The organism is Marinitoga aeolica, assembly GCF_029910535.1.
Lineage (GTDB): Bacteria > Thermotogota > Thermotogae > Petrotogales > Petrotogaceae > Marinitoga > Marinitoga aeolica.
The window spans coordinates 87,459-102,318 of sequence record NZ_CP069362.1; the positions used below are offsets into that span (position 1 = coordinate 87,459).

Annotated in this window: 17 protein-coding genes; 5 read left to right on the top strand and 12 right to left on the bottom strand. The window is 27.1% G+C overall.

The features are described from left to right. Window positions 1-31: 31 nt before the first annotated feature. The 10 genes from JRV97_RS00460 to JRV97_RS00505 are packed head-to-tail and all read right to left on the bottom strand — an operon-like array spanning window position 32 to window position 7,843. Window positions 32-1,891: a WD40 domain-containing protein gene (locus JRV97_RS00460; protein ID WP_280999177.1), complete on the bottom strand. Its 1,860-nt coding sequence runs from the start codon at window positions 1,889-1,891 to the stop codon at window positions 32-34. Between the two features lie 26 nt (window positions 1,892-1,917). After that, window positions 1,918-3,345 carry a complex I subunit 5 family protein gene (locus tag JRV97_RS00465; RefSeq protein ID WP_280999179.1) on the bottom strand — a complete coding sequence of 476 codons (1,428 nt, stop codon included), beginning with the start codon at window positions 3,343-3,345 and terminating at the stop codon, window positions 1,918-1,920. Continuing rightward, window positions 3,345-3,680, bottom strand: coding sequence for a cation:proton antiporter subunit C (locus JRV97_RS00470; RefSeq protein ID WP_280999181.1), 336 nt, complete (start codon window positions 3,678-3,680; stop codon window positions 3,345-3,347). Before JRV97_RS00470 ends, JRV97_RS00465 begins: the two co-directional genes overlap by 1 nt. Beyond that, window positions 3,680-4,363 carry an MnhB domain-containing protein gene (locus JRV97_RS00475; RefSeq protein ID WP_280999183.1) on the bottom strand — a complete coding sequence of 228 codons (684 nt, stop codon included), beginning with the start codon at window positions 4,361-4,363 and terminating at the stop codon, window positions 3,680-3,682. The genes JRV97_RS00470 and JRV97_RS00475 overlap by 1 nt, the downstream gene beginning before the upstream one ends. Next, window positions 4,360-5,100 (bottom strand): transporter substrate-binding domain-containing protein, encoded by a 741-nt coding sequence (locus JRV97_RS00480; RefSeq protein ID WP_280999185.1) that lies wholly within the window; start codon window positions 5,098-5,100, stop codon window positions 4,360-4,362. Before JRV97_RS00480 ends, JRV97_RS00475 begins: the two co-directional genes overlap by 4 nt. Then, window positions 5,093-5,374, bottom strand: a complete 282-nt coding sequence (locus tag JRV97_RS00485; protein ID WP_280999187.1) for a cation:proton antiporter — start codon at window positions 5,372-5,374, stop codon at window positions 5,093-5,095. Before JRV97_RS00485 ends, JRV97_RS00480 begins: the two co-directional genes overlap by 8 nt. Next, window positions 5,374-5,628, bottom strand: a complete 255-nt coding sequence (locus JRV97_RS00490) for a monovalent cation/H+ antiporter complex subunit F (protein ID WP_280999189.1) — start codon at window positions 5,626-5,628, stop codon at window positions 5,374-5,376. The genes JRV97_RS00485 and JRV97_RS00490 overlap by 1 nt, the downstream gene beginning before the upstream one ends. After that, a complete protein-coding gene (locus JRV97_RS00495) occupies window positions 5,625-6,047 on the bottom strand; it encodes a Na+/H+ antiporter subunit E (RefSeq protein WP_280999191.1) in 423 nt (140 codons plus the stop codon). The genes JRV97_RS00490 and JRV97_RS00495 overlap by 4 nt, the downstream gene beginning before the upstream one ends. Next, complete coding sequence (locus tag JRV97_RS00500; RefSeq protein ID WP_280999193.1) at window positions 6,044-7,021, bottom strand: DHH family phosphoesterase; 978 nt, start codon at window positions 7,019-7,021, stop codon at window positions 6,044-6,046. The genes JRV97_RS00495 and JRV97_RS00500 overlap by 4 nt, the downstream gene beginning before the upstream one ends. A 9-nt stretch (window positions 7,022-7,030) precedes the next feature. Further along, window positions 7,031-7,843, bottom strand: a complete 813-nt coding sequence (locus JRV97_RS00505) for a purine-nucleoside phosphorylase (RefSeq protein ID WP_280999195.1) — start codon at window positions 7,841-7,843, stop codon at window positions 7,031-7,033. Window positions 7,844-7,971: 128 nt separating this feature from the next. Here JRV97_RS00505 and JRV97_RS00510 point away from each other — a divergent pair, with 128 nt between their 5' ends. Then, window positions 7,972-8,595, top strand: a complete 624-nt coding sequence (locus JRV97_RS00510; RefSeq protein WP_280999197.1) for a cyclodeaminase/cyclohydrolase family protein — start codon at window positions 7,972-7,974, stop codon at window positions 8,593-8,595. Beyond that, the gene (gene tgt / locus JRV97_RS00515) at window positions 8,555-9,712 is read left to right on the top strand and encodes a tRNA guanosine(34) transglycosylase Tgt (protein WP_280999199.1); all 1,158 of its coding nucleotides are present in this window, start codon (window positions 8,555-8,557) and stop codon (window positions 9,710-9,712) included. The genes JRV97_RS00510 and tgt overlap by 41 nt, the downstream gene beginning before the upstream one ends. Window positions 9,713-9,753: 41 nt before the next feature. Here the strand turns inward: tgt and JRV97_RS00520 are convergent, their stop codons facing one another. Together JRV97_RS00520 and JRV97_RS00525 are read right to left on the bottom strand one after the other, a co-directional pair. Next, complete coding sequence (locus JRV97_RS00520) at window positions 9,754-10,410, bottom strand: hypothetical protein (protein WP_280999201.1); 657 nt, start codon at window positions 10,408-10,410, stop codon at window positions 9,754-9,756. A gap of 54 nt (window positions 10,411-10,464) precedes the next feature. Continuing rightward, window positions 10,465-11,607, bottom strand: a complete 1,143-nt coding sequence (locus JRV97_RS00525) for an MFS transporter (protein ID WP_280999203.1) — start codon at window positions 11,605-11,607, stop codon at window positions 10,465-10,467. Between the two features lie 150 nt (window positions 11,608-11,757). Here JRV97_RS00525 and JRV97_RS00530 point away from each other — a divergent pair, with 150 nt between their 5' ends. From JRV97_RS00530 to JRV97_RS00540, 3 genes are all read left to right on the top strand, one after another. Further along, window positions 11,758-12,423 (top strand): hypothetical protein, encoded by a 666-nt coding sequence (locus tag JRV97_RS00530; protein WP_280999205.1) that lies wholly within the window; start codon window positions 11,758-11,760, stop codon window positions 12,421-12,423. 184 nt (window positions 12,424-12,607) lie between these two features. After that, window positions 12,608-13,576, top strand: a complete 969-nt coding sequence (locus tag JRV97_RS00535) for a LacI family DNA-binding transcriptional regulator (RefSeq protein ID WP_280999207.1) — start codon at window positions 12,608-12,610, stop codon at window positions 13,574-13,576. 53 nt (window positions 13,577-13,629) lie between these two features. Further along, a complete protein-coding gene (locus JRV97_RS00540; RefSeq protein ID WP_280999209.1) occupies window positions 13,630-14,844 on the top strand; it encodes an ABC transporter substrate-binding protein in 1,215 nt (404 codons plus the stop codon). Window positions 14,845-14,860 lie beyond the last annotated feature (16 nt).

Below are 14,860 nucleotides of genomic sequence, written 5' to 3' on the forward strand. Positions count from 1 at the left end.
ATAAATAAAAAACGGCTCTTTGAGCCGTTTTTTATTTATATTCAAATAGTTTCATAGATACAATAGAATTATTATTTAATAAGAAAATCACATCTCCAGTATTATCTACTAATGCATAAGAGATATTCTTTTCTAAATTAAACTCTGAAACTTTATTTAAATTAACGCTATTCCATATCTCAATTTTTCCATTTTTCCCTGCTACTATAAAATATTTTTTCAACAATGATGGTAAAATACTATAAACTCCTTCAAATGATTGAAACGAAGTCAAAACGCTTCCATTCTCAATATTTAAAATTGAAATTTTTCCATTGAGCTGAGAGGCTATCAAGTATTTATCATTCTTTAATAATAAAATATCTGTAATAGAACCATCGAATTTCACATTCCAGATGTTTTTCCCGTTAAATTTATCAATTTTAGATACTGTACCATCCTTCATAGAAACATAGATTGCTCTATCATTTACACTAACTTTTGTTATTTCCTGTTTTAAATCAGCTAATTCTTTACTTTCAACACCTGTTATTGTATATAGTTTTCCATTTTCAAGTGCTACATATAAAACTTTATTCTTTGAAACTAAATAAGTTATTTTGCTTTTAAAATCAAACATATAATCCACTTTTTTAGTAATTAAATTATAAACATTTAAAATACCTTTTTCATCTCCAGAATACAACAATTGACTTTCATCATCAAATGCCAGAGAAGTAACTTTAGCATCATGATTATAACTACCAAATCCGTCATTAGACCCAACAGAAACTATTATAACCATTTTATCATTTCCATATGCCATTAAATTATAATTGCTCAGAGCTAATGATTTATTAACAACATTTGTTTCTAATTCCCAATTTTTCAAAGGAGTTGAAACTACACTTTCATTTTCTTTATTAGAATTAATTAATATCATATCAATTTTTCCATTATTATATGGATTAAAAGAAATTTTTCTATTTTCTTTCTTATAATCTCCATATATAACTTCATCTTTCGATACAACAAGCATTATTTTATCAGTTGGTATTTTCGCAAAGGTTAAAATGGAATCCTTCGAAATTTTATGTTCTCCGAATATGCTGGTTACATCTAAATTGTTTTCATCACTACCTGTTATATCTCCAAAAAACTTCATACCATTTTTTAAAATGAAATATGTATATTTCTCCTGAGGATTTTCCATACCTCCTGAAAAACCAAAAATAGAAGAATTTAATAAACTTAAGGTCCCATATCCTAGATCAAAGAAATAATAATCATTTACTTTTTTTAAGAAATTTACATATTTAAATTCATATCCATTATATAATTTTAGTACATATGGTTCTTTAAATTCATATCTTGGATAAGATATACTTTTTATAACATTTAGATTTAAAACTCCTTGACCCAATACTGGAATATTTAGAAATAACTGATTTTCTTTAGCTTCAAATATATTTCCTTTAATTTCAGTATAATTATCTCCTAACGTTATATCAAAATTTTGCGGTTGTTCTTCTCTAAACCATTTTATGTCTGGAACCTCAGGATGTAAAAAATTTACAAATTTCAATTTTGAAACATCATTCAAAATAAATTCACCAATATTCATCTGAATATTTGCAGTTGTTGAAGAATACGATGTCAGTTTTCCGGAAAAAATTTTATCATCTACTATAACTCCATAATCTGCTGTGGTTTTCTCATCGAAAGAAATATACATTATATTTTCCTTTTGAACTGTTAATATCTGATTAAATACTTTTACCTTAACATTATCATCCTTAATTTCAATAACTTCTACTTTAACAGTATTACCATCTATAGATTTCATTAAAGCAGCAAATGTTGAGGAAAATAAGAATAATATTAATAAAAGAAAAAGAAAAATTTTTTTCATAACCTTCCTCCTTTCAAACACCTTCATTATAATAATTTAATTATATAATATCCAAAAACTATGGAAAATATCTGCATAATAAGGGCATTCTCAAGATAATTTAATTTTACTGAAAAAGCTATTGTTTTAAATTTAGAAGCAAAAAATGCTAAAATCAAAGCTAAAATTGAAATACCTAAATCAAACAAGGTAAAATGCAATGGCATATAATTTAAAAGTGGAATCGCTGGTATTAACAAAATTAGATAATAATATTTTTTTGATATTTTCAAAGCAGAAATTAATTTTATCGAATAAAATGCCGTTGTAAAAGCAGAAATATATAATAATATTTTTAATTCACCGTGTATGCCAATTCCTTCTTTTATAAAAAATGTTTGAGTAGGAAATATACCAGATAATCCAAAAACACTAAATATCGCTAAAATTTTGTTCACATCATAACCTTCCACTGTTTTCAATAAATTCAAATCTCTATAATGCGTCTTTTCATATATTCGACCAACATTATAAAAAGCTAAAGATTTGTATAACATGTGTAATGTAAAAAATAAAATAAACAACTCCTTTTTTTCTGCAATAATAATCATCGCTAATCCCATTTGAGAAATCGTAGAGTAGGCCAATATTCTTTTTGAATCATTTTCAAAAAAAGCTAAAATACCACCTATAATTAATGAAAAAAATCCATACAATAAAAGTAATTCTTTTGCTTCATTATAAAAACCGTCATATAAACAAAATGAATATAAAACATATGTCCCTATAGGAGCTATGTAGCCAGATAATACTGCTGAAATTTCAGAAGAAGCTTCAGAATGAGCTGTTGGAAGCCAGGCCGCTAAAAAAATCATACCACTTTTAACTAACAATCCTGTTACAATAAAAGAAACAGCTAACGGATTAGGCTCCTTTGAAAAAGCTATATGTAAATTCAAACTTCCAGTTTCAGCATAAATAAGTCCAACTCCTAATAAATAAAAATTTAACCCTATATAACTTAAAAACATGTATTTTAAACTTGCCCAAATTCTTCTTTCTTTTCTTCCCATTCCTATAAGCAAAAATGAAGATATAGATATTAATTCTAAATGAACATATGTATTGAAAAAATCTTCTGAAGTCAAAATACCTATTAAAGTACCATTTATTATTAACCATAATGATGTAAAAATATTATTATGTCGTCGTGCAGCCCTCCAATAAATTATAAACATCATTATATTAAAGAAAAAAGCTAATACATACATCTCTTTGGGAAAATAAATTTCTATACCTTTTAATCTATCCCAACCGCCAGGAAATATTCTTTCCTCATGTCCCAAAAATGTCAAATATGTATTTAGAGTCATTAAAAATACGTAAGTTAGGTATCCTATATACCTATGATAATTTCTAAATATATAAGCTAAAATTCCCATGGAAACCGGAAATAATATTAATAATATAGCCATTATTTTTCTAGCTCCTCTTCAATTACATCTACATTATGAGTTTTGAATTTTTCTGCTAATATCATAATATACACCAATGATAAAGAAATTGTAGCAAATCCTATTACAATAACTGTTAATAAAAAAGAATGTATTAAAGGATCTGCATTATTAACTAAAGTATTAGATATAATTATTGGTATATTTTTTCCATATCCTAATATAACAAAAAATAATAATATACCGGATTGAAATATACTCAGGAAAAATAATTTTATTATCAAATCTTTCTTTACTATTAAACCAAATAACCCTAAAAAAATAATAACGTAAGAATATATAAAATATAAATTCATTAAAGTAACCCCCTATGTTTGATGAATTGATAAAGGATTGTCCATGAACCACCAAAAACCTCAAATGCAATAAAAGAATTCAGCATCACAGCACTTCCACCACTGAAAATTGTTCCTGGTTGAAATTTTGGGAAAAAATTGATAAAATATTCTCCAAAAAATACTTTTCCTAATATTGCATATATTATAATAAACAATGGAATCAATACTTTTATTTCTTCGATTCTTGATTTTTCAAAAATTTCTTCAATTTCTTCATATCTTTTTATTAAGGCTAATGACAATACACCAGTCCCTAAGATAATTCCAGAATTAAAGCCACCACCAGGATACAAATGTCCTGTGAGTGTGTTATAAAAACCTAATAATAAAGTTATTGGGAACATAACTGGTGCAAAAACCCTTAAAACAATAGAAGGTTTTGAAAATTCATATTTAGATGGTTGAAAAAATTTCATAAAGTAAGAAATACCTATTATAGTAACTGTAAAAACCAGTATTTCAAAAAAAGTATCATAAAATCTATAGTCTAAAACAATAGCCGATACAAGATTCAAAGAACCATTATCCTGTAAAACAGTTATATTGTAATTTGGATTTTTTATAATTTTTTGTGGCATTTCTGTATACAACAGAAAAAAAAGAGTTGATAGAGATATTAATGATAAAATTATTTTTTTCATCCAATATTCCTCCGGACTATAGATTCATATTCTTTTGAATTAATAAATGTTTTTAAAAATCTATTAAATTCGTCTTTTAATGTTTTATTATGTTTTGAAAAAAGAATTCTATATCCATTATCAGAAAATTCTTCTGCTGCAATATTTGTTTTTTTTCTAAAATAATGTTTTAATCTTAAATAATCAATAAGTTTAAATTCTTCTAATTTATTTAAAATAATACTTTCATATTTCTCTGGAATATTTCCTGTATATTTAAATAATTTGGTAGGTAAATAACTTTTTGAAAACAAATATTTATATTTTTTTTCATCAAGTATTATTAAGCCACCTACAATAATATCAACCTCACCACTGTTTATATAATTTAATATATTCTCTTTTTTTATTGGGATAAATTCTATTTCAAAAAATGAGTTTTCAGCAAAATTATCCAGTAATTCTTTTTCAAATCCTATTAATTTTTCACCATGTTTTTCAAATAAATATGGTGTTTCTATATAACCAACTTTAATTTTTGATCTTGTTTTTATTGCTATTATATAAACAAAAATAATAAATGCTGATCCTATAGTCATTTGAACAGCAGCAACATCTGGAGCGTTAAAAACAAAAAAAACACCTGATAATATTGTTCCAAAAGCAGCATAAATCAAGATAGCATTAATATATTTTTTCACAAAAAACATCATTAATGCCAATATGGCCAAAAAAGTTAACAAAAAAAATTCAATCATTATCTCTCACCTTTACTTTATTATGTGCTGCACTATGAGCGATAGCATGTGATAACACAGGTCCAATTAACAATACCAATATACCAATTATTATAAATCTGAATATTTCATTTTGCGCTTTTAAAGCAAGTCCTATTAATACTGTAAATGTACCTACAGTATCTGCAATACCTCCAAATTGTATTCGTGTATATAAGTCTTTTTGATTAATCATTCCTATACTTCCAAGAAAAATTAAAACTCCTCCTAAAATGATTAAAAGATTACTAAACATTATTTTCTACCTCTTTCAAGAAAACGTGATATGATTACTATACCCCATAAGTTCAATACAAGAAAAATAATTATTATATCAATCATTACAAAAAATCCCTTTGTAATTGCATATACCAAAGATATTATTGATATTTTTGATGACATTGAAGCAAATGCCAAAACTCGGTCCCATGCTGTAGGACCGAGAATTAACTTGATAATCATTAAAATCAAAGATAATAATATTAATATATTTAATATTAAATAAATCAAAATAATTCACCCTTCCAAACATCATCAGAAGAATGTGCCGCATCAGGAGTCTCAGAAAATTTATGAATAATAAGATGCTTATTCTCCTCCAATATAAACATTGTTCCTGGTGTTAATGTTATACAATTAGCTATTGCAGCTTTTTCAGTATCTGTCTTATTTTCAACATTAATAGGAACTAATCCGCAATAACTTTTTTTTATTAAAAATTTTAGCGATCTAAATGTCATCTTATACATTAGAAGTATTCTACCTATAGCAGAAATAAACAGTTCAATAAAACCATAAATCTCAGACTTTAAGAAAAACTCTGAGATTTTTACTACTAAAACTGTAATAACTATTCCTAACAAAATCGAAGAATCATTTAATGATCCTACAAACCCTAACCAAAGGAACATTATAAATAAATATATCATTTATAACTCTCCATTAAACTCATAATTGTTCTTACAACATCTTTTTCTAATTTTTCAAGATTATCCGTTTCTTTGCTAAAACCTGCTGCCCTTGGATGACCGCCACCTCCAAAATGAACAGCTACTTTTGAAACATCAAACCAATCCTTTGATCTCATACTTACATGATATACATTTGGTTCTGCCTCAGAAAAAGTAATTGCAACCTCTACACCCTTAATTGCTCTTAACTCTCCTACAAATGATGGTGAATCTTTAGGCAAAATATTATATTTTTTTAACATATCTAAAGTAATATGGGAATATGCAATTGAATTATTATTTTCCAATTTCATTTCATCAAGAAAATCTTTATATAATTTCAAATGTTCAAGTGGTTTATTTTCCAATATCATATTACTTATTAAACCTATTTTCCCACCTTTTGAAACAAGCCACGCAACGTCTTCAAATACCGTTGCATCTGTATTTGAATATCTGAAAAAACCTGTATCTGTTGCTATACCCAATAAATTTGCTGTAGCTAAGTCTGAATCATACTCTATTTCTAACATTCGATTTAATCTCAAAACCATTTGGGCAGTTGCACCAAATCTATCAACCCAATTCACATTACCAAAGTAAGTATTAGTTGCATGATGATCAATTACAACGCTTCGAGCATATTTAAAATGATCATACACTCTTCCTATCCTATCAGGTGATGATGCATCAACTGATATTATTAACTCTGCCGGAAATTTACTAATACAATCATATGATTTTATTTTTTCTTTTACAAACGGAAATTCTTCCAGATACCCAGGTATTTTGTCATCAATGACTGCTCTAACATTTTTCCCAAATTTTTCTAATCCCATTGTCAAAGATAAAACTGAACTAATATCATCACCATCTGGCATAATATGTCCAACAACTATAATATTTTTTACCTTATTTATTTCTCCAATAATAGCTTCTATTGTTCTAATCATACTATCACCTCAAAATGTTTTTATAGCTATTTTAACTACTTTAGCAAATTTATGTTTTATTCTTTCTGCAACTTCCATAACCTCTTTGTGATTTAAGGGTTGGTGAAGTATCCCCGCTGCCATATTCGTTACTGCAGAAAAAGCAACTGATTTTATACCACAATGATTGGCTGCAATTATTTCTGGCATAGTTGACATACCAACTAAATCTCCCTCAAATTTTTCTAACATCTTAATTTCTGCTGGTGTTTCATAAGAAGGTCCCATCATCCAACAATATGTTCCCTCTTCTATTTTTATTTTCTTTTCTTCAGCTTTTTCTTCTATTCTTTTTAACCATTTTTTATCTATTGGTGACGCCATAGCAGGGAATCTTGGACCTAACTCATCCATATTTGGACCTATTAATGGATTTTTCATTGTAAAATTAATAAAATCTGTATTTGCTACAATGTCTCCCGGTTTTAATGTTCTATTCACACCACCTGCAGCATTTGTAAGAATTAATCCTTCTACTCCCAATTCTTTAAATACATAGACTGGAAAAATCAATTTTTTTAACTCATGACCTTCATAAGCATGAAATCTTCCTTTCAAGGCAACTACCGGCTTTCCTTCTAACATACCTATAACCATTTTTCCAGCATGTCCTACTACTGTAGATTGTGGAAAATATGGGATGTCTTTGTAATCAATAATTATCGGATCTTCAATTTCATCAGCTATATATCCAAGTCCAGATCCTAAAATAAGCCCTAATAATGGTTTAATATCTGTTTTGGAGTTAATATACTCTGCTGCTTCTTTAACTTTACTGTACATTTTTATTCCTCCCTCTTTATACTTCTCTTTATTTAGATTTTATCACAAAATTACCTTAAATTTACTATTTTAAAATTTTTCTGGTATAATTTTTATATACAAAAAAAACTTTTCAAGGAGGTGAAAATATGATAAAAGAGAAGAAAATAATAGAATTTGCTAATGAGCTAGATTCTAAAACGCCAACACCAGGAGGAGGCGCATTGGCTGCAATTTGTGGATCTCTTGCTGCTTCATTAGGTGGAATGGTTTCAAGATATTCAATAAATAAAAAAGGATTAGAAGATTATGAAAAAATTATTGAAGAAGCATTAGAAAATTTTCTTGTCTGTAAAGAAAGACTGTTAGAATTAGCAGATGAAGATGTTAATGCTTATAATAAATTTAGAGAAGCTTCAAAATCAAAAGATAATGCCCAAATTGAGGTAGCTATAAAAAATAGTATAGAAACAGCTTTTAAAATTGCAAAATGTGGATATGGTATATTAAATAACTCTTATGTAATCGCAAAATATGGTAATCAAAATTTATTATCCGACGCAATTATCACAGGATATTATGCATGGGCTACTATGCAATCTGGATTAACTCTGGTAAAAGATAATTTAAATTATTTAAAAGATGATGAATATAAAAAGACATTTCTAGAAGATATAAAAGAGTTCATCATTGAAACTGATAATTTAATAACCAAAATCAGAAGTTTAAGTGATGAAAAAAATCATAATTACAGGAGGATATTTAATGTTTGAAGACAAACCATTAAAATATGAATTATTACACAAAGATAAAAATTCAAACGCAAGAAGAGGTAGAATATATACTCCAAGAGGAATTATAGAAACTCCAGTTTTTATGCCTGTTGGTACCAATGGCACAGTAAAAACTTTAAAAAATTCTGATTTAAAGGATATTGAAGCTGAAATAATTCTTGGCAATGCTTTTCATTTATTTTTAAGGCCTGGTTTAGATGTTTTGAGAAATGTTGGGGGACTCCATAATTTTATGAATTGGGATAGACCTATATTAACAGATAGTGGGGGATTCCAGGTATTTTCATTAAGAGATAGAAAAATATCCGATGAAGGCGTATTATTCAGATCTCCACTTGATGGTTCAAAGATAATGATGACACCGGAACTTTCAATGGAAATACAAATGACTATAGGTTCTAATATTGCTATGGCTTTTGACGAATGTGTTGAAGCTGGTGCTGAAAGAAAATATGTTGAAGAATCTGTTGATAGAACATATGAATGGGCAAAAAGATCATTTACTGCACATACAAAAAAAGATCAGGCATTATTTGGTATAGTTCAAGGTGGTTTCCATGAAGATTTAAGAGATAAAAGTTTAAAACAAATTACCTCTATTGATTTTGATGGATTTGCATTGGGAGGATTATCTGTTGGAGAACATTATTCTGAAACTGAAAGAATATTAAAACATTCAGGACCAAAACTTCCTGAAGATAAACCCAGATACATTATGGGAATTGGAACTCCATTGATTATATTGATGTCTGTAGAAAATGGTATGGACATGTTTGATTGCGTTTTACCAACAAGAATGGGAAGACATGGAACAGCTATGACATGGGAAGGAAAAGTTAATCTAAAAGCAGGAAAGTGGAAATATTCTACTGATCCAATAGACAATAAATGCGATTGTTATGCATGCCAAAATCATACAAGAGGGTATATACATCACCTTATTAGAAAAGATGAAATTTTAGGAAAAATTTTATTAAGTATTCATAATTTAAGATTTTTAATAAATTTTGTAAAAGAAGTTAGAAAAGCTATTGAAGAAGACAGATTTATACAATTTAAAGAAGAATTCCTTTCAAATCCTAATAATATATATTAATTAAAAAGCCCTAATAATGGGCTTTTTAATTATTTAATATACTAATAGATAACTTTTTCCCAATTCGTGTCATCTTCAAATAATATTTTCCATATTTCACCTTTAATAAATCTCAAATTTGGTTCATTATAAACATCGATATACACATTATAATATTCAAACGGTTTTATTTCCGTACCTTTTTCATTATATCTTAAAACACTTCTCCTATTTATTCTAATAGGATTTCCTAAAATATCTATACCCCAGTATCTTAATTCAAATTCTTTAATAATTTTACTAGATACATTTTTTAGTATAAAATGTATTGTTTTTTTATCTTTGTATTTCTTCACTTTCCCACCAATAACCCTTAATGGTTCTTCTTCGTCATCATATACAATTAATGTAGCTTCATTACTTTCTCCAAGTATTTCCCTATCAATGTTTTTAGCAACTAAATTAAGTTTATACAAATAACCCTTTTTTTCTCCAGAAATTAAAACGCTCTTGTATTCTGTTATAAATTCCATTTCATATGGAATCTCTTCAGTTTTAAAATTTAAAAAATACAATATTGATCCATCATACGAAATGTCAAATTTCCATTCAATTTTTTTATTATTATAATATGAACTAAAATCTTTAAATATTATTTTTTGTGAAAATATATTTATAAACAAAAACATCATTAAAAATAATATAATATTTTTTTTCATGTTATCACCTCCATTTTAATTATACTCTTTTTTATCGGAAAATAAAAAGGGGGCCTAAGCTCCCTTTTTTAAACCAAAATATGTAATTATTGTATTAAATAATAGAACAAAAAAGGATATAAAAAACACTGTATTATATGAATATTTAGATGCAATAAATCCGGCTAATCCTGGAGTAAATATTTTTGAAAAAAGATTAAATCCATTAAAAAAACCTTCATATCTACCGAAATTTTTTGGAGCAAATTCTTGCTTTAATGGTTCTTTTGAAGAAAACCAAAACACAAAGCCTATAGCCAGAACTACATGTGAAAGGTAAAAAGTGGTCCAATTATTAAATAATAACAATATATAAAAGAATGACATAATAAACATCCCTAATATTAAAGAGTTTTCATTTGATATTTTTATCTTTTTTTTCCAAAACATTGAACTTAATACAGTTGAAGAAAAAATTATTTCATATATAATCATTACTTTGGCATCACCATTTAGAGTTTCTTTTACAAAATAAGAGATTATTAAATAACTCCCAAAACCAAAGTTGGCAAAAAATAATATTTGATTAATCATTACAGTAATAAATTTTCTTAAATTAGGTTTATGTATTTTAATGTGATCTTCATGCAAATCACTGCCACTATTAACAAAAGGTAATATTTTTAATATTACAAATGCGTATATTAAATTAAAAGCAGATACTGAAATAAATATATTTCTATAAAATGCAATTGTAGTATTATCATAATCTATAAAAAATATCATAGGCAAAAATAATAATATTTTTATTCCTTCTGAAATCAATATTAAATAAGAATAAAATTTATTCCTTTGAGATGGAGGCACAATTGCTCTTTCATACATGCTTATTAACGGAGCAAATACATCGAAGCTTCCAATTAATATTTGTGCTATTAGATAAAGATAGGAATTAAAAGCTAATGCTAATATTACATTTCCTATAGCAAATAATATTCTCCCAATTGCTAATCCAATATTAGGAGATTTTCTTTCAAAATAATGCCCCATAATTATTGTTAACAATGCTTGAATTCCATAAACTGTAGAAAATACCATCCCCGCTTCTAAAACACTTAACCCTAATTTATTTGCAAACATTGGGGATATTAATATTGTTATAAATGAATATGCTAAAATAGCATTATTAAAAAAATAGAGCTTTAATTCTTTTTGCATACTATCACCTCATATTTAGCTTTACGAATTATTATATATGAAAAAATATAAAAAATCAATAAAATTTAATTGTATTTTTTATATTTTATGATATAATTTTATTGACAAACATTTAACTAAATTTACAGAAATTATAAAGGAGGGGATTGTATGGACAATAATATCATTCTATGGACTGGTGTTGGATTAGGGTTAGTCGCATTATTGATTGGCGGTATCTTTTTATATCATACTTTAACTTATCCATTTAAACCGCTTGATATTGATGGTGTAAAAATAGCAGAAATTCCTAAAGAAGCAGTTATTGAGTTTAAAAAAGCAGGGAAGGGACCTGAGTTAAAACAACTTCAAAAAGAAGGTTTTTTACTGTATTTTGATGGAATAGCTGAAGGTGCTCCTGGAATGGGTTCTGTAATGTATACCCAGGCTGAACAAGATGCTAGAGAACAATTGGCAAGATATTTGAATTCTGTGGTTACAGATTTCCAACAAAGAGCACAAGGTGTTTTACAAAGTTCAACTACAGGAACTGATAATGATAAAGTAGTTTCTGTAGCAAATAACGTGTTTAAAAATGTAAGTTCCAATTTTGCTAAAACAATTCAAACTGGTGCAGAAGTAGTTGCAAAATATTATGTTATGAAAGCTGGAAGAATTGAATACCATTCAGTATTAGTATATAATCCAAAAACTGCATTCTCATTGTTACAACAGCAATCCTACTTAATAGAGCAATTGGGTGATCAAGGAAAAGAATTTTATGAAAATTTAAATAAAGTATTAGAAGAAGCATTTAAAAACACACCGTCAAAATAATTTTAGCTCTCAGACACCCTATAATAGGGTGTCTTTTTTAGTATATATTAAAATTTTTTTAATATTTTTCTTTAATCATAAATAACTTTGTTCTATAACATATTTTCCTATTTTTCTGTGATTTTTATTTAACGATTTTTTTGATATAATCTATATGTAATCGATTACAAAAGAGGTGTTTATAGTGAAAATAAAAGATATTGCAAATTTAGCAGAAGTTTCAGTAGCTACAGTTTCAAGGGTAATTAATAATCCAGAAAAAGTTAAAGAAGAAACAAGAAAAAAGGTTTTAGAAATTATTGAAAAATACGGATATGAACCAGATTACAGTGCAAAATCATTAAGAAAACGTTCTTCCAATCTATTTGGTATCTTAATGTTGAGAACAAAAATGCCAGAAAATGATTCTTATACAACACCTTTTTTAAATGGAATTTTAGAATATTTTTTTCATAACGAATTAAAACTTATTGTAGATTCTCATTCTGAAAAACAATGTGTAAACCAGTATAAAAAATTAATTAAAAGCAATCTGGTAAGTGGATTTTTCATAACAGATTTAGAAGATAACGACGAAAGGATAGAATTTTTAAATTCTATTAATTTTCCTTTTGTTGTAATAGGAAGAAATAATAAAAATAATTTTTATTACGTAGATCCTGATAATGAATTAGGTGGATACTTAGGAATTAAACATTTAAGTGAAATAGGATGTAAGAATATTTTATATATAAGTGGGAATTTGGGTCCTGCAGTGACATATCAACGTTTAAATGGTGTTTTAAATGCAAAGAAAGATTTTGATATTAATATTGATATTGTTTATGGGGATTTTAGCAGAAAATCTGGCTATGAAATAAGTAAAAAATTAAATATTCTAAATTATGATGGGATATTTTGTAGTTCTGATTTAATGGCTTACGGTGTATATGATTATATGAACGAGAAAAAGTTTTATTTACCATTGCTAGGATTTGATGATTTACCTTCATCTAAAATATTAAAAATCTCCTCAATAAACCAAAATATTTATAAAGTTGGTTATAACGCTGCAAAAATGTTGCATTATTTATCTTCTGGTAAAGAAGTAAAAAATGTAATAATACCGGTTGATATTTCCATAAGGGAAAGTACGTTGAAATTTAAAAAATGAGTTTTATTTGTTTAAAAATGTAATCGATTTCATTATTTTAAAGGAGGGATTTTATGAAAAAAGTATGGATGGTTTTATTAACTATGGTTATTGTTTCTACTCTATTTGCTGTAACAACTATAAAGATTTCTGGATGGCCAGGTAACCCTGATGAAGAGTCAGCTATTAAGGCGGGGGTTGAGGAATTTAATTCTACTCATAAAGACATTCAAGTAGTATGGGAACCAATCCCGGGAAATTATCTGGAAACATTAAAAACACGATTATCTGCGGGAACAGCACCTGATATTTTCTATGTTGATGTATACTTTTTCCAGGAATTTGCTTCAAAGAATGTATTACTGCCATTGGATCTATATATAAAAAGAGACAAATTCGATCTTAATGCATATTTTCCATCACTTGTTAATGCTTTCAAATATAATAATAGGGTATATGGTATTGCAAAAGATTTTTCAACATTAGCTTTGTATTACAATAAAGAAATATTTGATAAATATGGAGTTCCATATCCTACAAATAATGATACATGGTTTGATTTATTAGATAAGGCATTACAATTAAAAAGAAAAGGATTCGAAACTCCTATGGTTTTAGCAGCAGATTTTAATAGAGTAATACCTTTTATTTTAGGAGCAGGTGGAAAATTAGTTGATGAGAATTTAAATACTGCTTTAGATGAACCCGCATCCAAATTTGGACTTAAGTTTTATATAGATTTAGTAACCAAGTATGGAGTTGCTGTTGAACCACAAACTGTAGGTGCTGGATGGATTGGTGAAGCTTTAGGAAAAGAAAAAGTTGCTATGGGAATGTCTGGTCCATGGTCATTAGGATTTTTAAAAGGGTCTTATCCTGATGTATATAAGAAAATGGGAGTTGTAGAAATGCCTTCTCTAATTAAAAAATCTACTATGGTTTATACAGTTTCTTGGTCTATTAATAAAGAATCCAGAAATAAATCTGCAGCCTGGGAAGTATTAAAATTTTTAGTAACAAGAGGTCAGGAGATTTTTGTTGAGAAAGCTGGTGTTTTGGCATCAAGAAAAGATTTAGCCTCAAAAGATAAGGATCCTATGAAAATACCTTTTTATAAAGGTGCTGAATATGCTCAACCATGGAGTGTTCCAACGCCAACTGGTATTTTCTCTATAGCTAATGATCAGATTAATTCAAGATTGAAAGACTTATTCTATAATAAAATTACATTAGACGAAGCATTAAAACAAATAAAAGAAAATTATCCTCAATGGATTAGTGGAAAATAATTTAGAGGGGGATTTT